This window comes from Nonomuraea sp. NPDC003709, assembly GCF_040610775.1.
In the GTDB taxonomy this organism is placed as follows: domain Bacteria; phylum Actinomycetota; class Actinomycetes; order Streptosporangiales; family Streptosporangiaceae; genus Nonomuraea; species Nonomuraea angiospora_A.
On record NZ_JBEXMW010000003.1, the window covers coordinates 645,468 to 668,383 of the forward strand.

Consider the following 22,916-nt stretch of genomic DNA (forward strand, 5'->3'; position numbering starts at 1 on the left):
TCACGCAATATTTGCGTGTCTGATTTAGCCCTATCCGGTCATTGAGTCACGTTGGTGCCGATCTCTGCCTCGTCGAGGCCCCCGTCCGTGTCGTCCGGCTGGGGGCGCACCGGCTGCTGGGGCTGGCAGCTCGAACCGCAGCCGCCGAAGCGCGCGGTGTTCACCGGGGTGAAGTCCGTCGCCGGGATGCCCTTGAGCGCGGACAGCATGGTGTCCTTCCAGATCGGGCCGGGGATGGAGGCCCCGAAGACCGAGGGGTAGTACCGGCCGCCGATGGTGATGCGGTTCAGCTTGTGCGTCACCGCGCCGCGCGGGTCACCGATGCTGACCGCGCCCGCGAGGTCGGGGGTGAACCCGGCGAACCAGGCGGTGGACTGCTCGTCCGTGGTGCCGGTCTTGCCGGCGGCCGGCCGGCCGATGCCGCCGACGCCCTTCATGGTGCCCTTGGTGAACACGCCGGAAAGGATGCTGGAGGCGGCGTCCGCGACCTCCGCGTCGAGCGCCTGCTTGCACTTGGGCTTGTAGTTCGTGACCTTGCCGTCGCGGTCCTTGATCGAGGAGATGGCCATCGGCTCGCAGTACTTGCCGCGCGCGCCGATCGCGGCGTACGCGTTGGCCACGGTCACCGGGTCCATCTCGTTGATGCCGAGCGTGAACGTCTCGAACTCCTGCAGGTCCTGCCCGTCGGAGCGCTCGATGCCCAGCGACTTGGCCGTCTTGACCACGTTGCACAGGCCCACCTTCTGCTCCAGCGCCATGAAGAAGGTGTTGACCGAGCCCCAGGTGCCGGTGGCCAGCGACTTGAAGCCACCGCCGCCGCCCTCGGCGTTGGTGACGGTGAAGCTGGGCTCGCCCATGTTCTGGCCCTTGCAGTTCTTGAACGACCAGAAGGCGGGAGCGCGGTAGCCGCTGCCCACCGAGATCCCGTCGTTGATCTTCATTCCCTGCTTGAGGGCGGTGAGCAGGGTGAACGTCTTGAACGTCGAGCCGGCCTGGAAGCCGGTGCCGCCGCCGTGCACCGCGTCGGCGACGAGGTTGTAGGACATCTCGTTCTTGCGTTTGTTGGTGCCGTACTTGCGGCTGGCGGCCATGGCCTTGATCGCGCCGGTGCCCGGCTGGACGAGCGCCTCGGAGGCGACCGGGTTGTCGGAGGCGAACACGTGCTTCTTGATGGCCAGCTCGGCGGCCTTCTGCATCTTCGGGTCGAGCGTGGTCTTGATCTCCAGGCCGCCCCGGTTGAGGAACGCGGTCCTGGCCTTCTTCGTCTTGCCGAAGTCCGTGTTGCTGAGGATCTCGTTGCGGACGTACATGCAGAAGTACGGGTAGTCGCTGGCCTCGCAGCCACCGGGCAGCGGGGTGCCCTTGTAGCCGAGCTTGGTCTTCTTGGCCTCGGCGGCCTGCTCCGGCGTGATCTTCTTCAGCTCGGCCATCCGGTCGAGCACGACGTTGCGCCGGAACAGCAGTCGCTCCTTGAACTCCTTGCCGCGGCTGGGGTCGGTCTGGAGCGGGTCCTGCACGGCGCCGGCCAGGGTGGCGGCCTGGGACAGGGTCAGGTCGGCGGCCTTGACCCCGAAGAAGCGCTTCGCGGCCGCCTCGATGCCGTAGGCCCGGGCGCCGAAGTACGCGATGTTCAGGTATTTCTCGAGGATCTCGTTCTTGGTGTACTTCTCCTCGATCGCCATCGCGTAGCGCAGCTCGTTGAGCTTACGGGCGTAGCTGGCCTCGAGGGCCGCGTTCTTCTCCTTGGTGGTGCTCGCCGAGTTGAGCAGCACCTGCTTGACGTACTGCTGGGTGATGGACGAGCCGCCCTGGGCGATGCCGCCCGAGGTGAGGTTCTTGGCCAGGGCGCGGACGGTGCCCTCGATGTCGATCGGGCCGTGCTCGTAGAAGCGGTAGTCCTCGATCGAGATGATGGCCGTCTTCATGATCTCGGCGATGTCGTCGAGCTTGACGTTCTCGCGGTACTCCTCGTAGAACGTCGCGATCGGCTTGCCCGTGGAGTCGAGCACCGTCGTCCGCTCCGCGAGGGGCGGCTCCTTGAGGTCCCGCGCCTTGAGGCCTAGGTCCTCGGATGCCGAGACGAACATCGCTCCGGTGCCTCCGACCGCGGGCAGTGCGATGGCCGCGGCCACTACACCGGCCGCTGCCGCCGCCCCGGTCAGGCGCGCGATACTCGACAAACGGGAACCCATGGTTGTAAAACCTCCCCCTCGTGGCATTAGGGTGCATCCTAAACCCCGCCATGACGTGCTCTCGGTAAAAGCTTGGACGCCGCATGGGGCAGTTTTGTTCGCGCGGGAAGCGGGATTTTTCCGGCTCTGGCGTCGTTACGCCGGATCGTGCCGGGTGGGGCGCCTGTGGCGCCTGTGACGATCTTCAGTTTCTGCCAGGTGCGGGCAAAGAAGCGTGTTGACGCGCGGGTGGGCGTGCGCCCGTCTGGCAATGTCTGTTTCCTGCCGGTCATGGTGGGGGGACTTATGCGTCGTGCCGGAGATGGCGAGCATTTCGATCGGTTGCTCGCCGCTGCGAGGACATATTGGGGCGAGAGCCCCAGTGGTGAGAGCTGCGTCGTGGCCGAGGCGTTCGACCAGGACATCAGAGTCGTGGTACGGACGCTCATGGTCGCGAAGGCGGTTTGCGAGCTGCTCTCCGCGCGGCTGTTCGCGCTGGTCGAGCCCGAGTGGCGGAGGCTGGCGGAGATGTTCGGGGCCGAGGGGGACGGCCGGCCGCGGGTGCCGCCGGCCGCGCTGGTCACCAGCCGGGCGGACCCGTACGTGATCAGGGACATCCCGGTCGTGCATGTCCACGGGACGGGGTCGCTGAAGGCGTACGCGATCTTCCCCGACCAGGGGCCCTGCTCGTTCCGCGAGGAGCTGCCCGCCAGGGTCGGCGCGTTCTTCGAGCGGCACGTCTGGCCGTACCGGGAGACGATCAGGCCGGGCGCGGAGCGGACGGCCTGGCGGGCCAAGAGCGGCTACCAGATCCGCACGGAGACCGAGCGAAACCAGCTGCGCGACTACGGCTGCGCCCGTCTGGGCCTGGACCCGCGGCGGCCGACCATCGCGGTCTTCGGCCACACGCCGGGCGAGGACACCGAGCTGTTCCAGTCGACGGTGGACTTCGCCTCGTCGGACCCGTCGGCGAACTGGCTGTTCCTCGACCCCGTCGGCTATCCGCACTCCCGGGTGAGGTGCGTGACGGGAGCTCTGTCCACGAACCTCCTGTGGAGCATGGCGGACGTGTGCGTCACGTTCGGCGACAGCGACCTGCCCGCGTTCGGCATCCCGGTCGTCCAGGCGGGCTGGTCGGTGGGGAGCGCCTGCGGCGGCACGCACGTGGCGCGCGACCCGTCGGACATCCGCCTGTGGCTGGACGAGGCCATCGCCAAGCACGAGAAGGGCGAGTCCATCCTGGAGCCCGAGCAGCGCGACCGCGCCCGCCTGTGGCTCTGGCTGCGCCGCTGCGGCGCGGACGTGCCCACCCAGCTCCTGCCGCACTGGGAGTACGGCGTCGACTACGCGCGGGCGCTGGCCGTGAACCTGTGGCACGTGGAGCGCGACGGCGACCCTCTCTACAGCGCGGTCGCCCGCATGTGGACCAGGCGCGAACCCATGCTCACGCGGTTCGACTTCCACGACCCGGCGGGCCCGTTCATCAGGAACGCCTTTGACCGGTTCCCGCGGTTCGGCGATGTCGTCCGTACCGACGAAGACCCCATGAGCAGCTTCCACGAGCCGGAAGAGTCGTCATTCACGAGGAGCACCCCATGAGCACCCCAGGATCCGCCACCGAGCTGGACCAGCTGATCCTCCCCGCGATCCCGCCCGTCCACGTGCGCAGCGGCCAGATCGCCGCGCTGCAGGTGACCGACAGGCTGCAGCGCGGCAGTTCGATCGTGGGCAGGTTCGAGACCTCGGGGCTGGCCGGGTTCAAGGTCTCGGCGCAGGGGCGCGCGCTGCGGGTGCTGGTGTCGCTGTCGACCGACGATCGGTCCGTGAGCGGCTGGGACGCCGGCAAGACCGACCTGGTCGGCCTGCAGCCGCGCCTGGTACAGGTGCGCTCCCAGGGGCGGCTGCGCCAGTGCGTGCTGCTCAGGGGGCGGCGGGCGCACGCCCAGGTGGCCTTCGACCTGACGGCGGATGAGATCCCCGACGACGGGCTGATCTGCGTCGAGGTGCTCGACATCACGGAGGGCGACGGGGTCAGCGAGGAGGTCCGCCAGGCCGTGTCGGGGCACGTCGTGCCCGACGGCGTGGCCGGGCTGCGGCTGGACAAGGTGGTGTTCGAGGAGCCGCCGGCGGTGGACTTCGATCCCGACACGCTCGACGGGTTGCGCTGCGAGGTGTCCTCGCTGATCAGCGCGGGCGGCCTGGCCAACCGCAACCGGCAGGGCACGCGCGTGCTGCGCGCGGGCATGTTCGTGGTCAACCCGGTGCTGAAGGACACGTTCGGGTCGAGCGGCCGCCTCACGCTCAGGCTGGGCACGAAGGCGGAGCCGGCCAGCCTCATCCCCGCGACGTGGCGGCGGGTCAACAGCGAGTGGCGCTGGATGCGGCACGCCACCAGGAAGCTGCTGGGCATCGCGGCGCCGCCGGTGGAGCGGGTCATCAGCATCAGGGACGGGGACCTGGGGCTGCCCGAGCTGCGCACGGACGGCAACGTCACCGAGCTCACGCTGCCCAGCCCCACGAACTCGCCGTACCTGGTGATCATGGGTCCGTGCCTGGGCGCGGTGCCGACGCTGGAGTCGGGCGCCACGCACTAGTACGGGCGTGAACTATCCCTGCTCGAATAAAATCCTGGGTCATGGACGACGCGGTCGAAAGGATCCTCGGGGAGTGGCGGCGCGAGCGGCCTGATCTCGATCTGACGGCCATGGGCGTCTTCGGGCGGCTCGCCCAGGTGATGCGCGTCCTGGAGCCGCGGGTCGACCGGGTGCTCACCCGGCGCGGGCTGCGGCAGGGGGAGTTCGACGTGCTGGCCGCGCTGCGCCGGGCCGGCCCGCCGTACACGCTGATCCCGTCGGAGCTGTCGGCGGTGCTGATGATGTCGCGGGCCGGGATGACCAACCGGCTCGACCGGCTGGAGGCGGCGGGGCTGGTCGAGCGCAGCCTCGACCCCGCCGACCGGCGCAGCTTCCACGTCCGGCTGACCGGCGAGGGCCTGCGGATCATCGACGAGACGCTCACCGAGCACGCCGCCAACCTGGCCGACCTGGCCTCCCCGCTCACCCCCGAGGACACCGAGACGCTCGCCGCGATCCTGCGCAAGCTGCTGGACGGGCCGCTCGGCAACCCGGAGCTCCCAAAAAATCGCGAAAATCCGTGATATCCCCGCTCAGGGGGAAGTCGTTTTTAGGTGAGGAACGGCTTGTACATCGAGACGATCCGGCACCTCCATTGCACGGTCTTGCGCGCCGGCGGCGAGCTTGACCACGCGGGCCGGGTCCGCTTCAGCGCCTGCATCAACGCGGTGTGGGACTGGAGTGTGGGGCCCGTGCTCGTATTCGATCTTGCGGATCTGGATTTTTACGACTCATCCGTCATTGGGGTGCTGGCGATGGCGATGCAGCGGATGGAGGAGCAGGAGAGCGGCCGGATCATTCTGGTCCGGCCGTCGGACCATCTGCTGTCGGTGCTGCGGCTGACTGACCTGCTGTCGCGGGTGGAGCTGCGTGAGAGCGTCGAGGAGACGGTGGCGGAGCTGATGGTGCACAACTCAGCCCGCGGCTCACCGTCGTCCCCGCACCCGCGCTTCTCCGACCACCGCCGCTGACTCCCCAGGCGTCAGAGGCCGTACGCCTCCAGCAGGCGCAGCCACACCTCGCTGACCGTCGGGAAGGACGGGACGGCGTGCCAGAGGCGCTCCAGCGGCACCTCGGCCGTCACCGCGATCGTGGCACTGTGCAGCAGCTCGGCCGTGCCCGGCCCGACGAACGTGACGCCGAGCAGCACTTTCCTGTCCTCGTCCACCACGGCCCTGGCCCGGCCGCGGTAGCCGTCGCCCAGCAGGTAGGCCCCGGTGACCGAGCCCAGCTCGTAGTCCACCACGCGCACGCGGAACCCGTCCTCCCGGGCCACCGCCTCGGTCCTGCCGACCGCGCAGACCTGCGGATCGGTGAAGACGACCTGCGGCGCGCCGAACCCGTCCGCCAGATCCCGCATCGCGGGCAGCTCGTCGCCACGCGCCCGCGCGGCGATCACGTCACCGCAGATCCTGGCCTGGTACTTGCCTATGTGGGTGAGCAGCGCGCGCCCGTTGACGTCGCCGACCGCGTACAGCCAGCCGTCGGGGACGCCGGTCGCCCGCATGCTGTCGTCCACCTCGACGTACTTCCCGTCGGCCAGACCGATCGTGCCCAGCCCGATGTCGCCGGTCGCGGGCCGGCGGCCGGTCGCGACCAGCAGCTCGTCGGCCTCCACCGGGGGCCCCTCGGGCAGGTGGACGGTCACCTTCCCGCCGGGCTCGGGGCGCTCGATCCTGACGGCGTCGGTGCGGGTGCGCACCTCGATGCCCGCCTCCGCGAACGACTCGGCCACCAGCTCTCCCGCGAACGGCTCCATCCTGGCCAGCAGCCCGCCGCCGCGTACCAGCACGGTCGTCTGCCGCGCGCCGAGCCCGTGCATGGCCTGGGCCATCTCGCAGGCGACCACGCCGCCGCCGAGCACGACCAGCCGCTCGGGGACGGAGCGGGCTGCGGTCACCTCATGGCTGGTCCAGGGCTCCGCCTCGACCAGCCCGGGAACCCGGGGGAGGGCCGCCGTGCTGCCCATGGCCAGGACGACGGCCTGCCGGGCCGTCAGCACCCGCTCGCCGCCGTCCTCGGTGGTGACGCGTACGCGCTTGGGGCCGTCGAGCCGCCCGTGCCCGCGTACGAACTCGGCCGGCACGCTCTCGATCCACCCGACCTGCCCGGAGTCGTTGTAGTTCGAGACGGTCTCGTCGCGCCGGGCCAGCACAGCCTCCACGTCGACGGGCCCCAGCGACAGCCCGGGGACCCGCGCCACCTCGCCCATCAGGTCGACCGGCCGCAGCAGCGCCTTGCTCGGGACACACGCCCAGTAGGCGCACTCGCCGCCGGCCAGCCGCTCCTCGACGATCGCCGCGGTCAGGCCGCCGCGGACCGCCCGGTCCACGACGTTCTCACCGGCGGGACCGGCACCGATCACGATGACGTCGAACTCGTCAGCCACCACGCCTCCAGAAGCACTCGCTTATGAGGTGAACTCTTTCATGCCGCCGGCCCGGCCATGCTGGGGACAGGCCGGTTGGGCCCCCTCTGTCCCTTACATCCCTCCTCCACCGCCCGTCACACTCGTCTTCACGTCTCGTTCACCCGGCGGCCGTAGCGTGCCCGCATGGCGGATCGTTACCCGACGTCAGTGCCGTACCGGCAGCGGACGGACGGCTACAACACCTACCGGATTCCCGCGGCGGTGGTGACGAAGGCGGGCACCGTGCTGGCGTTCGCGGAGGGGCGGCACGCCTCTGCCGGGGACTCCGGTCACATCGACGTCGTGCTCAGGCGCTCCACGGACGGCGGCAGGACGTGGGGCGCGCTGCAGGTGGTCGCCACGGAGCCGCGCCGGGGCACCGCGGGCAACCCCGCGCCCGTGGCGCTGGCCGACGGCAGGATCGTGCTGGTCTTCGTCAGGCAGGGGCCGCAGGCCACCGAGGACAAGATCCGGCGCGGCCAGGTGTCGGCGGCCGACGGGCGGCGGGTGTTCGTGCAGGTCAGCTCGGACGACGGGGTCACGTGGTCGGCGCCTCGCGAGATCACCGGCAGCGTGAAGCGCTCCGAGTGGCGCTGGTACGCGACCGCTCCCGGCCACGCCGTAGCGCTGCGCAGCGGGCGGATCGTGGTCCCCGCCAACCACTCGCTGCCGCCCGGCGGGTCCGACAACGGGACCGAGGGCAAGTACAACGGCGGCCACGGGCTGCTGAGCGACGACGGCGGCCAGACCTGGCGTATCGGATACGTCGACGACAACCCCGACGGATACGTCAACGTCAACGAGACCACGGCCACCGAGCTGCCGGACGGGCGCCTCTACCTCAACACGCGCACCGAGTCCACCGCCCCCGGCACCAGGGCCGACGCCTACTCGGCCGACGGCGGCCAGACCCTCCTGCTGCCCTTCCGGCCCCAGGCGGGGCTGGTGGGGCCGGTGGTGGAGGGCAGCACGCTGTGGTGCTCGTCGCCGGACGTGCTCCTGTTCTCGGGGCCGGCCGCGCCGGACGCGCGGGCGCTGATGACCGTACGCGCCAGCGACGACCTGGGGGTGACCTGGCGGGTCGCGCACACGGTGTCGGGGCTGCCGGCGGCCTACTCCGACCTGGTCCGGGTGGATGGGGACACGGTGGGCCTGCTGTTCGAGACCGGCGACTTCGGCGCGTACGAGAGCATCGCCTTCCGCCGCCTCCCCATCGCCGAACTCGCCCCCTGACCCGTTACGCGCCGAGCGGGTTGGGCAGCCTGGTCCAGCTGTCACCGGGCGGCGCGCCCTCCAGGCGGGCGAGCAGGTGGGCCTTGACCGTGAGGTGCGGGCCGAACAGGGCCCGGCGGTCCTCGGCGCACGCGGATTCCGCGGAGCGTGCGGCCGTGGCCACGACGTCCCAGAGGCGGGACTCGGCGGCCCGGTCGCCCCGGCAGAACAGCGCGATCAGGCTGCCGAACGTGGTGCCGACGAGCCCGCCGAAGAGCTTGGCGTGCAGCGTCCCGGGGTCGTCGGTGAGCAGCCTGGCGCTGACCGGTGGGACCTCGATCCCGTTGCGGGCGAGCCTGGCGGGGCTGATCCTGACGTCGGCCAGGTCCCGGTAGACCAGCCGGCGCGGGAGGCCGTCCGGGTCGAGCTCGACGAGCAGGTTCTGGCCGTGCGCCTCGAGCGCCACGCCGAGCGCCAGCAGGCCCAGCGCGTCCCTCCAGACCAGGCGGGCGAACGCGGCCAGCCAGGCCGCCGGGTCCCGCACGGTCGCGCGGGTGACGGCGCCGACGGGGATCGCGTTCCCGGTCGGCTCGCGGAGCATGGCCGACACGTCGGGGCTGTGCTCGCCGTTCACCTTCCCGGCGGCGCCGGCCAGGTAGCGGGCGATGCCGAGCCGCCCGCCCAGCCGGCCGGACAGGGTGGAGAGCAGGTCCGACAGGTGGACGCAGTCGCGTACCGAGCCGGGGGAGATGTCCCTGACGCCGGAGGTCATCCGGGTGCTGAACGCCGTCTTGACGTGCGGGCCGCCGTCGAGGGGCGCGAGGGTCCGTACGGACATCAGCGGGCGGGCCGGGACGGCGCCCGTGACGTGCGGGCGCAGGCCCAGCGCGGGCAGGACGTGGGCGCTCTGCCAGGGGTGCACGGGGAGCAGGAGCCGGTCGCCGTCCATGAGCGCGGCCGGCCACGGGCCCGAGACCAGGCAGTCCGCGGCGGGCAGCGCGAGCAGGTCCAGGCGGACGACGGCGCGGTGCTCCGGCATGTAGGAGAGCTGCTCCGCCACGGAGACGCCGGGGCGGCTGCGGCAGCCCGGATGGTACGGATGGCCGTCCACCACGCTCTGCTCGTACTCCTCGGGGGTGGCCGGGACGCGGGCGGGCTCCGCACGGGACAGCGCCAGCGAGGCCACGCTGTTGTCCAGGTCCTCGACCAGCCCGGCGGTGCCGGGCAGGCCCAGGGCGGCGAGCAGTTCGGCGGGGTGCGTGTGGGGGTGGCCGTCCAGCCAGAGCGCGGGCTCGCCCCCGAGGTCGTACGGCTCCCGCGCCGCCCCGGTGAGCACGCGGCCGTCCGCCAGCTCGACGCGGGCCTGTCCCCGCGTGCCCAGGAGCCCGGGGAGCGGTTCGTGGAGGAGGCCGCGCCAGAGACGGCCGAGTACGGCGGCCCGCGCGTCCGGGAGGGCCGCGAAGTACGCTGCCGAGAGCTCCGGGCGCACCAAGGAAAGGTCGGCCGCGAATTCCGCCTCCCAACGCCTCATAATTCCCACCATTTCCAGGAAACCCGCCCAGTAGCTACTCTGTTGGCACCAATAGGGACAAAGGGTAGGGATAAGGTCGCCATGGCACCTACCGACGGCCTTCTTCCTCTCCCGCGAGAGGCACAGACAGACGCCGCGAACCTCGCGACGACGGCACTGCTCAACTGCCTGATCCGCGAAGTGGCCCGGCCCGCGCGCGTCGGCGCTTTCCTGCTGCCCGCGACCGGCCGGCTCCTGCGCGTCGCCGGCGGGCGGTTCCCGGACCGGGCCGAGCAGCGGACGCCCGGCGGCTGGCGCCCCCTCTCCCTGGACGACCTGGTCGCGCTGACGGCCGCCGAACTGCGTGCGGGGACCGGGGTCGACAACGACACGCTGCCCGCCGAGATCACGCACAGCCGGGACGTCATGGCCGCGCTGCTGGCCGCCAGGCGGGCCGCGACGCCGCCCGCGGACCTCTACCTGCGTTCCGAACAGGCCCTCGTCGCGGGCCATCGCTACCACCCCGCGCCCAAGGCCCGCGGCGGGTCCGGTGCGGGGGCCTGGCTCCCGTACGCGCCGGAGGCGTACGCGAGCTTCGCGCTGCCGCTGTTCGGCGTGCCGGCCGAGCGGCTGGTGGAGGTGGGGGAGGTGGGCGCGCTCGACCGGCTGGGGCAGCCGCCCGGCGACGGCCTGGCCCTGCTGCCCGCGCATCCCTGGCAGGTGGAGCTGCTGGGCGGCCCGCCGCTGCGCCACGTGGGCGTCACCGGGGCCCTCGCCTCACCGACCTCGTCGATCCGTACGGTGTACCTGCCCGAGCTGGACCTGTTCTGCAAGTTCAGCCTGGACGTGCGGATCACGAACGACATCCGGCGGCTGTGGCTGCGCGACCTGAGCCGGCTGGCCGTGGTGGCCGAGGTCGTCGGGCAGGCGTTCGACGACCTGCCCGACCACGTGGCCCGGCCCGCCGTGCTGCGCGACCGCGGCTACCGCAGCGCCGAGCTGGACCGGGACGGCGGGGAGGCGCTGGCGGTGATCGTCCGCGACGGCCTGCGCGAACACGTGCGCCCGGGGCTGACGGTGCTGCTCGCGGCGGGGATCAGCGAGGGCTTCCCCGGCAACCCGCTCGACGGGCTGGGCGAGGAACTGGCGCTCGTGTGGTGGGAGCGGTACCTGGATCACGTGGTTCCCCCGCTCCTGCACGCCTATTTCCGTCATGGGGTCGTGCTGGAGTGCCATCTGCAGAACGTGCTGATCGCGGTGGACGAGCACGGGCTTCCCGCGCAGGCCGTCTTCCGCGACCACGAGGGGGTCAAGCTCGTCGCGGAGCGGCACCCGTCGCTGAAGGGCGTCGGGGGTGCGCGGGCGTGGGAGCGGCTGGTGTACTGCCTGGTGACCAACAACCTCTGCGAGATCGCGGGAGCCCTGGCCGAGCGCCATCCGGGGTTGCGGGGAGAGCTGTGGGCACGGGCCAGGACGGTGTTCACGGGGTGCGGCAAGGATCACGGGGATCCGGACGAGCTGCGCGATCTGCTGGGCGCCACGCACATCCCGGCCAAGGCCAACCTGCTGCTGCGCTGGCTGAACGCCGGGGGCGGCGACATGCGGGCGGTCCCCGTACCCAACCCCCTGGCCCCGTGACGCATAGCGGGCCGGCCGGGGGGCGTCTGAGGGGGTGATGACTATCCCCTGGAGGTGATCGTGGACGTCGCGGACGAGCAACGTTTCCGCGAGTTCGTCTCTGCGCGCTCCCCCGCACTCATGCGACTCGGGTTCCTGCTCACCGGTGGTGACCAGCACGCAGCCGAGGACCTGGTGCAGACCGCGCTGGCGAAGCTGGCGAGCCGGTGGCGGCGGGTGGACGCGCCTGAGGCGTACGCCAAGCAGATCATGTACCGCCAGCAGATCAGCTGGTGGCGGGCGAGCAGGCGGCGCGGCGAGATCGTGCAGGCGGAGCCGCCCGAGCTGGCGGACCGGGACCTCAACCACCAGAGCGAGCTGCGCATGGTGTTGCGGTCGGCGCTGGCGCGGCTCACGGCGCGGCAGCGCACCGTGCTGGTGCTGCGGTATTTCGAGGACCTGCCCGAGCAGGACGTGGCGCGGGCGCTGGGCTGTTCCGTCGGAACGGTCAGGAGCACGGCGCACAGGTCGCTGGCCCGCCTGCGCGAGATCGCCCCCGAACTGGCCAGGGAACTGGAGGTGGCCAAATGACGCGACTGCTTCGGGACACGCTGCAGGAGTGGGCCGACGAGACGAGGGTGCCGCACGATCTGGCGGACCGGGCGCTGCGGAGGCGCGCCTGGAAGCCCGTCGGCATGGTGGTGCTGGCCGTGGGGCTGGTGACGGCGATCGCGGTGTCCGCCGTGGGCCTGCGCGGCGCCGGACCGGACGTACGCGACCCGCAGGCCACCATGCACGCGGCCACCGGCGTCACGCTGCCCCCTCGCCCGTCGCCCGCGCCGACCGACGTGCGGACCGACACGGAGCACAGCCCGCCGGTCAAGCTGATCGCCGCGGGACGCATGGCCGTGTCCGCCTACTACACCACCCGCCTGGAGCGGGTCTCGGACGACCAGCAGCGGGTCGTGTACAGGTGGTCGCTGTACGACCCGCGCACCGACGGCTACGAGAAGACCTCGTGGGCCTGGGTGGACGTGGCCCCCGGGCTGCAGGTGGCCGCCGTGCTGGAGGGGGAGCTGATCAGCAAGCGACTGGGGATCCTCGACCTGAACACCCGGCAGATCCTCAAGTGGATCGACCTGGAACACCCGGTCGGGTCGGTCGTGTGGTCCCCGGACGGCACCAAGGTCCTGGCCACGGCGTACTCCGGCTACCCGGACATCCTTCGGGGGAAGGGCGACGAGCTGGGCCACACCGGGAACAGCCCCCGTACCGGCTACTACATCGTCGACGTCGAGGCAGGCACGGCCGCATACCACGAGCTGCCGCCGATGGCCGGCGCGACGGTCACCGACGACAAGATCTTCAACGGGAACGGCCGGCAGGATCTCGGCTGGAGCCTCGACGGCACGATGCTCTGGGCGCCCACCAGCACCATGCCGGATCGCGTCTTCTACAGTCTCGATGGTCAGCGGCGCGAAGCGCCTGAAGGGGACCGGTATGTGGACTACACGGGCATCTCGGCGACCTCGCCGAACGGCCGCCTGGTCCTGGGCCGCGGCGTGCCGGCCGATCCCGTCGGGGGGCAGAAGGTGCTGCAGTGGCACGCCTGGGCCGACGACGACAACGTCATCGCCGTGGGGTGCGCCGGGTCGTGCGAGAGCGAGTTCAACAACGGGTTGGTCCTGGTGAGCGTGGACGGTCAGCGGACGACGCAGCTCGGCGCGAACCGCGACTCCGACAAGGACGGCGCCTGGCAATGGGTGCTCACTCCTAGGTAACTGGATCGATCGTTCTTGAATGTGCTAGCTTTGGCCTCGTGGCGAGGAGCAAGGAGTTCGATCCCGAGGTCGCGTTGCAGAAGGCCCTGGAGCTGTTCTGGGAACGCGGATACGAGGCGACGTCGATGGCGGACCTCGTGGAGCACCTCGGGATCGCCCGGGCGAGCATCTACGGCACCTTCGGCGGCAAGCGCGAGCTCTACCTGAAGGCGCTGGAGCGCTACCTGGAGCAGCACAACGTGGTCGAGCGGCTGTCCCAGCCGGGGCCCGCGCTGCCCGCCGTCCGGGCCTTCCTCGACTCGTACGTCGCGGAGTGCCTGGCCGACGAGCTGCGGCGGGGCTGCATGGTGGTGAACACGGCGGTGGAGTTCGCCACGCGCGACGCCGCCGTGTCCCGCAAGGTGACGGAGAGCTGGGCGGGGCTGGAGACCGTGCTCGCCGCCACCCTGGTCCGGGCGCGGGCCCAGGGCGAGATCCCGGCGGGGAAGGACCCGCACGCGCTGGCCAGGTTCCTGCTCGTGCTGCTGCAGGGCATCAGGGTGCTCGGCAGGGCCGACCCCGATCCGCGCCGCCTGCGCGACGCGGTCGACCAGGCCATGGTCGCCGTCCAAATTTGAGAACGATTGGTATGGAATAGATGAATCGCTTTGAGGGCAAGGTCGCCCTGGTCACCGGCGCGAGCGGCGTCCTGGGACGGGCCGCGGCGCTGGCGTACGCGGGTGAGGGCGCGTCCGTGCTGGTCGCGGGGCGCGACACGGCCAGGCTGGCCGAGGTCGTGAAGCTGATCGAGGAGCGGGGCGGGCGGGCGAGCGCGTTCGCCGTGGACGTCACGCGGTCGGCCGACGTCGCCGCCATGGTCGAGGCCGCGGTCTCCCGGTACGGGGGCCTCGACGTCGCGCTCAACGCGGCCGGTGTCTTCGGCATGCTAGCGCCGCTGGCCGACTACGACGAGGACGTCTGGGACACCGCGCTCGCGGTGAACCTCAAGGGCGTGTTCCTGTCGATGAAGCACGAGATCGCCCACATGCGCGCCCACGGCGGCGGGGTCATCGTCAACGTGGCCTCCAACCTGGGCGCGCACTGGCGGCTGCCGGGAGCCGCCGCGTACGCCGCCTCGAAGGCGGGGGTGAGCTTCCTGACCCGCACCGCCGCCCGCGACCACATCGCCGACGGCGTACGGATCAACGCCGTCAGCCCCGGCCCGATCGACTCACCCATGGCGACGCGGCCCGGCGAGACCCGGGAGGAGCGGGACGAGCGCATGAGGGGCGCGCTGCCGATCGGCCGGGTCGCCACGCCAGAGGAGGTCGCGGCGGCGGCGCTGTGGCTGTCGTCGCCGGAGTCGAGCTTCGTCGTGGGCCAGGACCACGTGATCGACGGCGGCGCCACCGCCTGACCGGATGGCTCGCCGCTGGTCATCCTGCTCGATGGCGGGCGTTCGAGTTGGCCCTGCGGCGCGTCTCCTCCTCCAGATGCTCGAACAACTCCGGCAGGGTCGCGCCGCACCGTACGTTGGACAGCGCGCTGTGCTCGGGCACCTGGACGGTGCGGATGGCGATGTAGCCGCCTCCGGCGCCTTCGATGATCTCCCAGCCGGGAATCCTCCTGATCGCCGTCACGGCACGCCCGCTACGAGGTCGGCCCACACGACGCGGTGGCCGTCCTCGGTGACGTGCGTGCCGCATCTGGCGCTCAGCCGGGCCACGATGCCGAGGCCGCGACCCGACTCCTCCATGGGGCCCAACTGGCGAGGGACGAAGCGCGGCTCCGGTTCCGGAGCGCCCGGGTCGATCACCTCAAGGCGGACGAAGCCGTCGCCGAAGCCCAGCCGGACCTTGACCCAGTCGCGCCGCCTGCCGCCCGGGACGTGCTGGATGACGTTGGCCACCAGTTCGGAGACGATCTGGAGCGCGTCGGAGCGGACCGTCGGATGGCTGTCGGTGAGCCAAAGCCCGGTCGCCTGCCGCGCCTGCCACGACGTCTTGTCGTTGCGGCGCAGCGTCGTATCGCGCCATAGGACGACATCGGCGAGCTCTGCTGATGTAGTTCTTGCCCGCACAAAATCACCGCCTTTGTTCTGTTGTGCCGGTATTTGGCTCGGACAACAGGCTGAGCATGTGTCTGGAAGCACTCCCCAGAGTGCCGCCGCCGGGCTAATTTGTAATCGGCACGTCACAGTCCGTTTCCAGACGGACGTGCTGGCGCTTGTCCGGGTCCTGAGAAAGGGCAATGGCATGACGACAGAGGTTTACGGCGAGGTACTGAAGAAGGCGCGCAACGCGGCAGGTCTTTCCCAGACGGCTCTGGGAGACCTGCTCTCATGCAGCGAGAGCCTGGTCGGCCTGATCGAGCGCGGTAAGCGGAGGCCGGGCAAGAAATTCACTCTGGCGGCCGAAGCGGTTCTGGGGCTGAACGGGGAGCTCTTCGGGCTCCTGCCCAACACCACGGTCATGTCCACTCCGAAGTGGTTCAGCGAGTGGCCGAAGGTCGAGGAAAGGGCACACACCATCCGAACCTGGCAACCGCTCGTGGTCCCGGGACTCCTCCAGACGGCTCGTTATGCGCGGGCCATCCTCTCTGCCGAGCCGTGGGTCACCGAGCAATGGATCGAAGCGGCCGTCGAGACGCGCCTCCGGCGGCAGTCTGTATTCGAGCGCGAGAGCCCACCCATGTACTGGGCCTTGCTCGATGAATGCGCTCTCCTCCGGCCGGTCGGCGGGAAGGAAGTGATGCGGGAGCAACTGGAGCACCTGCTGAAGATGACCGAGCGACCCAACATTTCGTTCCAGGTAGTGCCGCTGGAGGTGGGCGCCACAGCAGGTCTACTCGGAGGATTCGCCCTTGCCCAGAGTGACGACATACCGGACCACATCTCCCTCGAAGACGCCGCCCTGGGCTCTGTGTCCGCCCACGAGGACACCGTGCGCCGCGTTAGTCTCAGATACGACGCTATTCACAAATGGGCGCATCCCCTGCACACGAGCCAGCGACTAGTACGTGAGGTGGCGGCAAGGTATGAAGATCAGTGATGAGCTGCGCGCCGAGTTGGATGCGGCGCAGTGGAAGAAGTCCACGCTCTCCGGCTCCAGCGGAGGGGACTGCCTCTACGCGGCCAAGCTGAGTGGCGACCGGTACGCGATCAGGGATTCCGAGCAGCCCGATGTCCCGCCGATGATCGTGCGCGGAGGCGTCTTCCGCGCCTTCGTGGGCGGCGCGAAAGTCGGCGAATTCGACTTCTGACCCGTCTCTTGCGGCGGCCGGCAGGCGCTCATCTGATGGTGTTCGCGCTGCGGACCCGGCGGGCGTGGCCGCCATAGGGGACGAACTCTATGATCAGGTCGTCCTGATCGTTGAGATTCGGAGAAGATGTCAATCTCATGCGCCGCACCATGGTCCTTCTGGGTGGCGCCGCCCTCGCCGTCGGCGCGTTCGTCCTCTTCTACCGGGGCCCGGGACAACCGTTCATCCGCGGTTACGTGAGCGACGTCGCCGCCACCATGCTGGTCTACGCGTTCTTGGGGCTGCTGTGGCGCACCACCGCCGCACGCCGCACCCTGGCCACGGCCGCGATCGCCGTCGCCGTCGAGCTCTACCAAATAGTCGGCATGACCCCGCCGGGGATCGGCGGTGTCCTGGTCGGTGCGTTCCCCGACCCATGGGACCTGGTCGCCTATGCCATCGGTGTGGTCGCGGCCCTGGCCTGGGAACGCCGATGTCGCCCTGAGACGTGAAGGTACGGCCCGCGCCCCCGCTGCGGAGGGGACGCGGGCCGTACGAGGTGATTCTCAGACCCGGCTGATGCGGACGGCGTCGGCGATGACGTAGCCCGTGCCCGAGGTCCAGCGGCTCACGCCGACGGCGTTGTACGTGCCGGCGTTGAGCGAGAAGGTGCCCAGGCTCTTCCAGGCCCCTCCGCCGGAGCGTTGGTCGACGTAGACGGTCTGGTTGCCGCCCGACGCCGCCACGATGAACGGCGCCGAGCTGTTGTATCCGGGATCGTCCGGATACCAGACCTCGACCCGGTACGTGCCCGCGCTCGGGATGGTCGCCGAGTACCACGCCGGGTCGCTGGCGGCGACGGGGTCGGCGTAGCGGTAGTCGGCGCCGTAGCGCTGGCTGGAGTAGGTGGAGGTGCCCCAGTTCGCGCTGGCGGTGAACTGGCCGGAGGTGGTGTTGTCGATGGTCGTGGACCACGACGGGGTGCCGCCACCGGTCACGTAGTTCATGTACGTGGTCCAGTTCCAGTACGAGCCCGGGTCGGTGTGGGTCGCGCCCGGGACCTCGTTGTGTCCGATGATGTGACTGCGGTCCTTCGGGATGCCGTACTTGTCGCAGATGGCCTTGGTCAGGGCCGCGGAAGCCCGGTACATCGCGTCGGTGAACCACGAGGCGTCGGCGACGTAGCCCTCGTGCTCGATGCCGATGGACCTGGTGTTGTAGGTCCAGTTGCCGGCGTGCCAGGCGATGTCCTTGTCGCGCACCATCTGGGTGATGGCGCCGTTGGAGGACTTGACCACGTAGTGGGCGGAGACCTGCGCGGCGGAGTTCTGGAACCAGGAGATGGTGCCGGCGTACGAGCCCTGGGTGACGTGGATGACCACCCGGTCGATGGCGTAGGCCGACGGGCGGCTGGAGGCGGTGTAGTTGCTGGAGCTGGCGGCCACCCACGCGGCCGGCGGGTAGTCGGGGCTGGCCACTTCGGCCTGCGCGTTCAGCTGGCGGGCCTTGGCGAGCTCGCCCCGGTCGGCGGTGACCTCCTGCGGCTTGACCTGGACGCCGCGGATGTCGATGCCGAGGCCGAGCTGCTCGTACACGGCGTCGGCGTAGAGGCGGGCCAGCTCGGGCGAGGAGGCGTTGCCGTACTTGGCCACGGCCTGGTACCAGCGCCCGGCGTCCTTCCTGGCCGTCTCGTCGAGGCCCAGCCCGTCGGCGAGGGAACGCAGCACGGTCGCGCCGCCGAGGATGTTCGCCTCGTCGTCGGCCTTCAGCTTGTCGGCCGGGAGCTTGGTCAGCTCGGCGGCCTTCTCGAGCGAGTGGTTGGTCGGATTGCTGACCAGGTGCATCACGCCGTATCCGCCGCTGGCGCTGGGCTCGCCCTTGTGGCCGTCGAGGTGGGTCTCGGCGTAGGCGAGCGCGACGAGCAGGTCGCGGGGGACGTCCTGTGCGGCGGCCGCCTTGGCGAACGCCGCTTGGAGCGGGCTGTCCTTGGCCACCGCCAGGGCGGGCTGGCCTGCGGCGATGAGGAGGACGGCGAGAGTCGAGGTGGCGAGGGCTGCTAATCGCGTGCGGACGAGAGTCATGGGGGTGCTCCTCGTTGGTGGTAAGCGGCGCACCGTGGGCGCGCGGAACCTGCTACCTCCGGGTGGACCGCTAGACGCGCCCACCGTATGGCACGTCTTGACATATGTCGATAATTGACATTACTCACGTGTTAGGTGAAACTTTTCGCCCCTTTGACGGCGGTCGTCCGGTGTCGAGGCCGCCCGGGGGAAGAGCTTCGAGTGCCGCTTCAAAGAGAGCGGGCGCGCCTGACGTGGTGCGTGTTCTGCGCCCCGAGATTGGGCCCCACCGAAGCGGTGAAGACTATTGCACTTTCTTCTGAACGCGCTGAAACTTCTCTTCGTGATCGCGTTGCGCACCGCTCTGGCGGCCTTCGCCGTACTCGTCCATCTTGTGACCTCCACTTTCTCCGCCGCCGCGGCCGCCTGCACGCCTGACCCCGCCACCCCGAAACGCCAGCTCAGGGCCATGTGGGTCTCCACGGTCGCGAACATCGACTGGCCCAGCGACACGGGGCTGAGCGCGGCGAAGCAGCAGGCCGAGTTCCGCGCGTGGCTGGACATGGCCGTGCAGAAGCGGATGAACGCCGTGGTCGTGCAGATCAGGCCCACGGCCGACGCGTTCTGGCCGTCACCGTTCGAGCCGTGGTCGGAGTGGCTGAGCGGCACCCAGGGCGGGAATCCCGGGTACGACCCGCTGGCCTTCATGGTCAACGAGGCGCACGCGCGCAACCTGGAGTTCCACGCCTGGTTCAACCCGTACCGGATCGCCAACCACGCCGATCCGAACAAGCTCGTGTCCACGCATCCCGCGCGGCAGCATCCCGAGTGGCGCTTCGCGTACGGCGGGAAGCTCTACTACAACCCGGGCATCCCGGCGGTACGCGCCTTCATCGAGGACGCGATCATGGACGCCGTCTCCAAGTACGACGTGGACGGCGTGCACCTCGACGACTACTTCTACCCCTATCCGGTGGACGGCCAGACCATCCCCGACGCGGGCACGTTCGCCCAGCACGGCGGCGGGTTCGGCAACATCGCCGACTGGCGGCGCAACAACGTCAACCTGCTCGTGCAGGAGCTGGGCCAGCGCATTCACACCGCGAAGCCGCACGTGTCGTTCGGGATCAGCCCGTTCGGCATCTGGCGCAACGCCGCGACCGACCCGCTGGGCTCGCGCACGTCGGGGCTGCAGTCGTACGACGCGATCTACGCCGACAGCCGGAAATGGGTCAAGCAGGGCTGGGTGGACTACATCTCGCCCCAGATCTACTGGCACATCGGCTTCTCCGCCGCCGCCTACGAAGTGCTCACGGCCTGGTGGTCCGACCAGGTGCGGGGCACCGGCGTGCAGCTCGTCGTCGGCCAGGCCGCCTACCGCGCCGGGGCCTCCGGGCAGGACGCCGCCTGGCAGGACCCGGCGGAGCTGAGCGACCACCTGACCGACAACCGCCGGCATCCCGAGGTGTCCGGGGACATCTTCTTCAGCGCGAAGGACGTCAAGGCGGACCGGATCGGGTCGTTCACCCGGGTGGTGAACGCCCACTACTCCAAGCCCGCGCTGCTGCCCGCCCGCGGCTCGGCGGCGCCGCCGCCCGCGCCCGCGATCACCTCGGCCACCCAGGGCTCGACCGGCGTCCAGCTCGCGTGGACGGGCTCGGGCACGTACTACGCGGTGTACCGGGTGAACGGGTTGCAGTCCACCGCGGACCCGTGCTCCTTCGCCGACGCCCGCAACCTGCTCACGACGACCCGGAAGACGTCCTTCACGGACTCGTCCGCCGCCTCCGGGGCGTTCACGTACTACGTGACCGCCCTCAACCGCACCCACCAGGAGAGCGCGCCGAGCACGGGCAAGCCCGTGGGGCAGTCCGGCGACGGGTTCAGCGTCGTGATCGACAACTCGGACGCGGGCTTCACCGCCAGCACGAACTGGGGCACGTCCGCCTTCTCCGGGCAGCTGCACGGCGCCGACTACCGCTTCGCCAACCCGGTCTCGGCCAGCGATCCCGCCTGGTACCAGACGACCATCCCCAGCGCCGGGACCTACCGGGTGGAGGTGTGGTACCCGGCCGACTCCGGCTACAACAGCGCGACGCCGTACATCGTCGCCACCTCCGGCGGGAACCAGACGGTCACCGTGGACCAGCGCAGCGGCGGCGGGCAGTGGCGGGTGCTGGGCACGTACACGCTGGCGGCGGGCACGTACAACGTGGTCGGGGTGAGCCGGTGGACCTCGGCGACGGGCTACGTCATCGCCGACGCCGTCCGCATCACCAAGACCTGACGCAGTCGGTCAGAGGGCCCGGTTGGAGTCTGGGCAGGGCCGGTGCGTGATCGTACGATGAGCCGGTGGACGGTGTCCGTCCGCGGCCGATCGACGCGGTCGCGGTCCTGGCCGCGGGAGGCTTGACGCTGGCGACCGGCTACACCGGCCCGGTCCTCGTGGTCCTGCTCGCGGCGGCGGTGCCGGTGCTCTGGACGCGCAGGGCGCCGCTCACCGTCGCCTGGGTCAGCGCGGGGACGGCGATCGCCCTGCCCGTGCTGTCAGTGGTCTGGCACGTGCCGCTGCCGGACGCGGCGCCGCTCTGGCCGCCCACGTGCGCCTTCGCCGCGTACGGCGCGATGGCGTTCGCGGCGGAGCGGTATCGCGGCATCCAGCGCTGGCTGCCGGTGATCATCCTGGGCCTGGCCGTCCTGTCACTGCCCGACCGCCTCCCGCTGATCCTGCGCACCGAGGCGGCGCTCGCCCTGGCCACCCTGTACGGCATGTACGTGGCCGTCAGGGAGCGCCTGCGCCGCGAGCTGGCGGAGCGGGCCCAGCGGGTCGAGCGCGAACGGCTGGCGGGCGAGATGCACGATGTCGTGACCCACCGGGTCAGCCGGATGGTGCTGCAGGCCGGGGTGCTGGCCATGGCGGCGCGCGACGAGCGCGGGAGGGCGGCGGCGGAGGAGATCCGGGCGACCGGGTTCGAGGCGCTGGACGAGCTGCGTCACATGGTGGCGCTGCTGCGGCGCGGCACCGGGGAGGGCTTCGACCTGGGGCTCCCGCTGCCCGACCTGCGGCCGCTGGTCACCGAGTCGGCCTGCGCGGGCGTCCCCGCGGAGCTGGTGGTGGACGGCACGCCGGTGCCCGTGTCGGGCGTGGTGGGGCGCACCGCGTACCTGATGGTCGAGGAGGCCCTCACCAACGTCCGCAAGCACGCGCCCGGGGCGGAGGCGCGGGTGCGGGTGCGCTATCGCCCGGGATCGGTACGGATCGCCGTGCGCAACACCCCCGGCCAGCCGGACGCCTGGGTCGGCGGCACCGGGCCCGGGATGGGGCTGCTGGACCTGCGGCGGCAGGTGGAGCTGGTGGGCGGCACCCTGGAGACCGGGGAGGACCGGGAGGGCGGCTTCCGGGTCGAGGCGACGTTCCCCACGCCGCCCCCGTGAACGGGAGATCAGTCCCAGTCGTTCAGCAGGCGCTCGAAATGGGCGTTCGCTTCCACGGGGTCGTAGCCGGGCAGCGCCTCGCGCATGAAGTCATGGGTCTGGCGCTGGGCGTCCGCGCACGCCTCGCCCACCGCGGCCAGCGTCTGCTCGGCCAGTTCGTGGCTGCTCAGACGGGTCGCGCGCGAGCCGTACCGGACGTCCAGGACGCGCCCGTTGACGTCGACGGTCGCCTTGACCTGGCCGGAGGCCGCCTCGCCGGTGCCGACGATCTTTTCGAGATCCTCCTGGGCCGTCTCGAGCCAGGCCAGCATCTGCTCACTCTGGCGGCCGGCCTCGTCCAGGTCCTGTTCCCTGATGTTGGCCGGGTCGTAGGGATGGCGGTACACGCTTGCCTCCGAGCCTAAAGAAGATCGCGGGCCGCCTGCTCGACCCGCTGGCGTACGAATGTCTCGTCGAGAGGTTCGGGCAGGTGCGCGGCGCCCATGGCCTCGTCCGCGATCTCCTGCGCCTTGCGGGCCGCGTCCTCCTGGGCCGCCTGGAGCACGGCGGTCACCTCGCGTCCGAGCGTCGCCTCATCGAGCCGCAGAGCGCGCGGGTCGATGCGCAGGCGGGTCAGCCCGCCCTGGCCGTCGGCGGCCGCCTCCAGCAGCCCGTCCTTGCTCCTGGCCAGGCCTTCCACCTGCCGGATCGCGGCCTGTGCCGCGCGCAGGTCACGGATGACCCGCCGCCCCTGGGCGGCGTACTCCTCCAGGTATTCGGCGTCGTGGTCGGGTGAGGGGAAGGACATGGCGACCTCCGGGTGGTCAGGAGAGCACAGGCGGCCAAGTCTAGACATACACCGACAAGATCATTAATGAGCGATGTAAGT

At 70.7% G+C, this 22,916-nt stretch carries 23 protein-coding genes; 15 read left to right on the forward strand and 8 right to left on the reverse strand.

Annotated features, from left to right (window positions below; genetic code table 11):
- Positions 1–38 precede the first annotated feature (38 nt).
- The gene (locus ABZX61_RS11675; protein ID WP_355193674.1) at positions 39–2,180 is read right to left on the reverse strand and encodes a transglycosylase domain-containing protein; all 2,142 of its coding nucleotides are present in this window, start codon (positions 2,178–2,180) and stop codon (positions 39–41) included.
- Between the two features lie 390 nt (positions 2,181–2,570).
- Here ABZX61_RS11675 and ABZX61_RS11680 point away from each other — a divergent pair, with 390 nt between their 5' ends.
- From ABZX61_RS11680 to ABZX61_RS11695, 4 genes are read left to right on the forward strand one after another with little or no spacing between them, the layout of a single operon-like run.
- Positions 2,571–3,770, forward strand: a complete 1,200-nt coding sequence (locus ABZX61_RS11680; protein ID WP_355193676.1) for a hypothetical protein — start codon at positions 2,571–2,573, stop codon at positions 3,768–3,770.
- Entirely contained in the window at positions 3,767–4,765 is a 999-nt protein-coding gene (locus tag ABZX61_RS11685) for a hypothetical protein (protein ID WP_355193678.1), read from the forward strand. Before ABZX61_RS11680 ends, ABZX61_RS11685 begins: the two co-directional genes overlap by 4 nt.
- A gap of 41 nt (positions 4,766–4,806) precedes the next feature.
- Positions 4,807–5,328, forward strand: a complete 522-nt coding sequence (locus ABZX61_RS11690) for a MarR family transcriptional regulator (RefSeq protein WP_355193680.1) — start codon at positions 4,807–4,809, stop codon at positions 5,326–5,328.
- A gap of 42 nt (positions 5,329–5,370) precedes the next feature.
- Complete coding sequence (locus ABZX61_RS11695; RefSeq protein WP_355193682.1) at positions 5,371–5,775, forward strand: STAS domain-containing protein; 405 nt, start codon at positions 5,371–5,373, stop codon at positions 5,773–5,775.
- Positions 5,776–5,786: 11 nt separating this feature from the next.
- Here ABZX61_RS11695 and ABZX61_RS11700 read toward each other — a convergent pair whose 3' ends face one another.
- Positions 5,787–7,193 (reverse strand): NAD(P)/FAD-dependent oxidoreductase, encoded by a 1,407-nt coding sequence (locus ABZX61_RS11700; protein ID WP_355193684.1) that lies wholly within the window; start codon positions 7,191–7,193, stop codon positions 5,787–5,789.
- Positions 7,194–7,358: 165 nt separating this feature from the next.
- Between ABZX61_RS11700 and ABZX61_RS11705 the strand changes: the two genes are divergently transcribed.
- Positions 7,359–8,447, forward strand: coding sequence for a sialidase family protein (locus ABZX61_RS11705; protein WP_355193686.1), 1,089 nt, complete (start codon positions 7,359–7,361; stop codon positions 8,445–8,447).
- A gap of 4 nt (positions 8,448–8,451) precedes the next feature.
- Here ABZX61_RS11705 and ABZX61_RS11710 read toward each other — a convergent pair whose 3' ends face one another.
- The gene (locus ABZX61_RS11710) at positions 8,452–9,957 is read right to left on the reverse strand and encodes an IucA/IucC family protein (protein ID WP_355193688.1); all 1,506 of its coding nucleotides are present in this window, start codon (positions 9,955–9,957) and stop codon (positions 8,452–8,454) included.
- Positions 9,958–10,038: 81 nt separating this feature from the next.
- On the opposite strand from ABZX61_RS11710, the gene ABZX61_RS11715 reads away from it, so the two are divergent.
- Genes ABZX61_RS11715 through ABZX61_RS11735 form a run of 5 tightly spaced genes read left to right on the forward strand, consistent with a single transcriptional unit; the run spans position 10,039 to position 14,730 of the window.
- A complete protein-coding gene (locus ABZX61_RS11715) occupies positions 10,039–11,574 on the forward strand; it encodes an IucA/IucC family C-terminal-domain containing protein (protein WP_355193690.1) in 1,536 nt (511 codons plus the stop codon).
- Between the two features lie 54 nt (positions 11,575–11,628).
- A complete protein-coding gene (locus ABZX61_RS11720; protein ID WP_350723616.1) occupies positions 11,629–12,144 on the forward strand; it encodes a SigE family RNA polymerase sigma factor in 516 nt (171 codons plus the stop codon).
- A complete protein-coding gene (locus ABZX61_RS11725) occupies positions 12,141–13,334 on the forward strand; it encodes a hypothetical protein (RefSeq protein ID WP_355193692.1) in 1,194 nt (397 codons plus the stop codon). The genes ABZX61_RS11720 and ABZX61_RS11725 overlap by 4 nt, the downstream gene beginning before the upstream one ends.
- 38 nt (positions 13,335–13,372) lie before the next feature.
- Positions 13,373–13,951, forward strand: coding sequence for a TetR family transcriptional regulator (locus ABZX61_RS11730; protein WP_355193694.1), 579 nt, complete (start codon positions 13,373–13,375; stop codon positions 13,949–13,951).
- A gap of 20 nt (positions 13,952–13,971) precedes the next feature.
- Positions 13,972–14,730 carry an SDR family oxidoreductase gene (locus ABZX61_RS11735; protein WP_355193696.1) on the forward strand — a complete coding sequence of 253 codons (759 nt, stop codon included), beginning with the start codon at positions 13,972–13,974 and terminating at the stop codon, positions 14,728–14,730.
- Between the two features lie 19 nt (positions 14,731–14,749).
- On the opposite strand, the gene ABZX61_RS11740 is transcribed toward ABZX61_RS11735, so the two are convergent.
- The gene (locus ABZX61_RS11740; RefSeq protein ID WP_355193698.1) at positions 14,750–14,953 is read right to left on the reverse strand and encodes a hypothetical protein; all 204 of its coding nucleotides are present in this window, start codon (positions 14,951–14,953) and stop codon (positions 14,750–14,752) included.
- Entirely contained in the window at positions 14,950–15,393 is a 444-nt protein-coding gene (locus ABZX61_RS11745; protein ID WP_355193699.1) for an ATP-binding protein, read from the reverse strand. The genes ABZX61_RS11740 and ABZX61_RS11745 overlap by 4 nt, the downstream gene beginning before the upstream one ends.
- A 136-nt stretch (positions 15,394–15,529) precedes the next feature.
- On the opposite strand from ABZX61_RS11745, the gene ABZX61_RS11750 reads away from it, so the two are divergent.
- The 3 genes from ABZX61_RS11750 to ABZX61_RS11760 all read left to right on the forward strand — a co-directional run bounded on the left by ABZX61_RS11750 (position 15,530) and on the right by ABZX61_RS11760 (position 17,065).
- Entirely contained in the window at positions 15,530–16,363 is an 834-nt protein-coding gene (locus ABZX61_RS11750; RefSeq protein ID WP_355193701.1) for a helix-turn-helix transcriptional regulator, read from the forward strand.
- Positions 16,350–16,574 carry a DUF397 domain-containing protein gene (locus tag ABZX61_RS11755; protein WP_355193703.1) on the forward strand — a complete coding sequence of 75 codons (225 nt, stop codon included), beginning with the start codon at positions 16,350–16,352 and terminating at the stop codon, positions 16,572–16,574. The genes ABZX61_RS11750 and ABZX61_RS11755 overlap by 14 nt, the downstream gene beginning before the upstream one ends.
- Before the next feature lie 137 nt (positions 16,575–16,711).
- On the forward strand, positions 16,712–17,065 hold the full coding sequence (locus tag ABZX61_RS11760) for a DUF2809 domain-containing protein (protein WP_355193705.1): 354 nt from the start codon (positions 16,712–16,714) through the stop codon (positions 17,063–17,065).
- Positions 17,066–17,119: 54 nt separating this feature from the next.
- Here the strand turns inward: ABZX61_RS11760 and ABZX61_RS11765 are convergent, their stop codons facing one another.
- Positions 17,120–18,634, reverse strand: a complete 1,515-nt coding sequence (locus ABZX61_RS11765) for an N-acetylmuramoyl-L-alanine amidase (protein ID WP_355193707.1) — start codon at positions 18,632–18,634, stop codon at positions 17,120–17,122.
- A 322-nt stretch (positions 18,635–18,956) separates the two neighbouring features.
- Here ABZX61_RS11765 and ABZX61_RS11770 point away from each other — a divergent pair, with 322 nt between their 5' ends.
- Together ABZX61_RS11770 and ABZX61_RS11775 are read left to right on the forward strand one after the other, a co-directional pair.
- The gene (locus ABZX61_RS11770) at positions 18,957–20,900 is read left to right on the forward strand and encodes a family 10 glycosylhydrolase (protein ID WP_355193709.1); all 1,944 of its coding nucleotides are present in this window, start codon (positions 18,957–18,959) and stop codon (positions 20,898–20,900) included.
- A 65-nt stretch (positions 20,901–20,965) separates the two neighbouring features.
- Positions 20,966–22,048 carry a histidine kinase gene (locus tag ABZX61_RS11775; RefSeq protein ID WP_355193711.1) on the forward strand — a complete coding sequence of 361 codons (1,083 nt, stop codon included), beginning with the start codon at positions 20,966–20,968 and terminating at the stop codon, positions 22,046–22,048.
- Positions 22,049–22,056: 8 nt separating this feature from the next.
- Here the strand turns inward: ABZX61_RS11775 and ABZX61_RS11780 are convergent, their stop codons facing one another.
- Entirely contained in the window at positions 22,057–22,434 is a 378-nt protein-coding gene (locus tag ABZX61_RS11780) for a YbaB/EbfC family nucleoid-associated protein (RefSeq protein ID WP_355193713.1), read from the reverse strand.
- A gap of 14 nt (positions 22,435–22,448) precedes the next feature.
- Positions 22,449–22,883, reverse strand: coding sequence for a YbaB/EbfC family nucleoid-associated protein (locus ABZX61_RS11785; RefSeq protein WP_355193715.1), 435 nt, complete (start codon positions 22,881–22,883; stop codon positions 22,449–22,451).
- Positions 22,884–22,916: the final 33 nt, after the last annotated feature.

Bases quoted from the DNA above. Each gene is read 5' to 3' on its own strand.
- ABZX61_RS11705 (WP_355193686.1), top strand. From the start codon at position 7,359: ATGGCGGATCGTTACCCGACGTCAGTGCCGTACCGGCAGCGGACGGAC.
- ABZX61_RS11710 (WP_355193688.1), bottom strand. From the start codon at position 9,957: ATGAGGCGTTGGGAGGCGGAATTCGCGGCCGACCTTTCCTTGGTGCGC.
- ABZX61_RS11685 (WP_355193678.1), top strand. From the start codon at position 3,767: ATGAGCACCCCAGGATCCGCCACCGAGCTGGACCAGCTGATCCTCCCC.
- ABZX61_RS11760 (WP_355193705.1), top strand. From the start codon at position 16,712: ATGCGCCGCACCATGGTCCTTCTGGGTGGCGCCGCCCTCGCCGTCGGC.
- ABZX61_RS11765 (WP_355193707.1), bottom strand. From the start codon at position 18,634: ATGACTCTCGTCCGCACGCGATTAGCAGCCCTCGCCACCTCGACTCTC.
- ABZX61_RS11785 (WP_355193715.1), bottom strand. From the start codon at position 22,883: ATGTCTAGACTTGGCCGCCTGTGCTCTCCTGACCACCCGGAGGTCGCC.
- ABZX61_RS11725 (WP_355193692.1), top strand. From the start codon at position 12,141: ATGACGCGACTGCTTCGGGACACGCTGCAGGAGTGGGCCGACGAGACG.
- ABZX61_RS11755 (WP_355193703.1), top strand. From the start codon at position 16,350: ATGAAGATCAGTGATGAGCTGCGCGCCGAGTTGGATGCGGCGCAGTGG.
- ABZX61_RS11690 (WP_355193680.1), top strand. From the start codon at position 4,807: ATGGACGACGCGGTCGAAAGGATCCTCGGGGAGTGGCGGCGCGAGCGG.
- ABZX61_RS11735 (WP_355193696.1), top strand. From the start codon at position 13,972: ATGAATCGCTTTGAGGGCAAGGTCGCCCTGGTCACCGGCGCGAGCGGC.
- ABZX61_RS11715 (WP_355193690.1), top strand. From the start codon at position 10,039: ATGGCACCTACCGACGGCCTTCTTCCTCTCCCGCGAGAGGCACAGACA.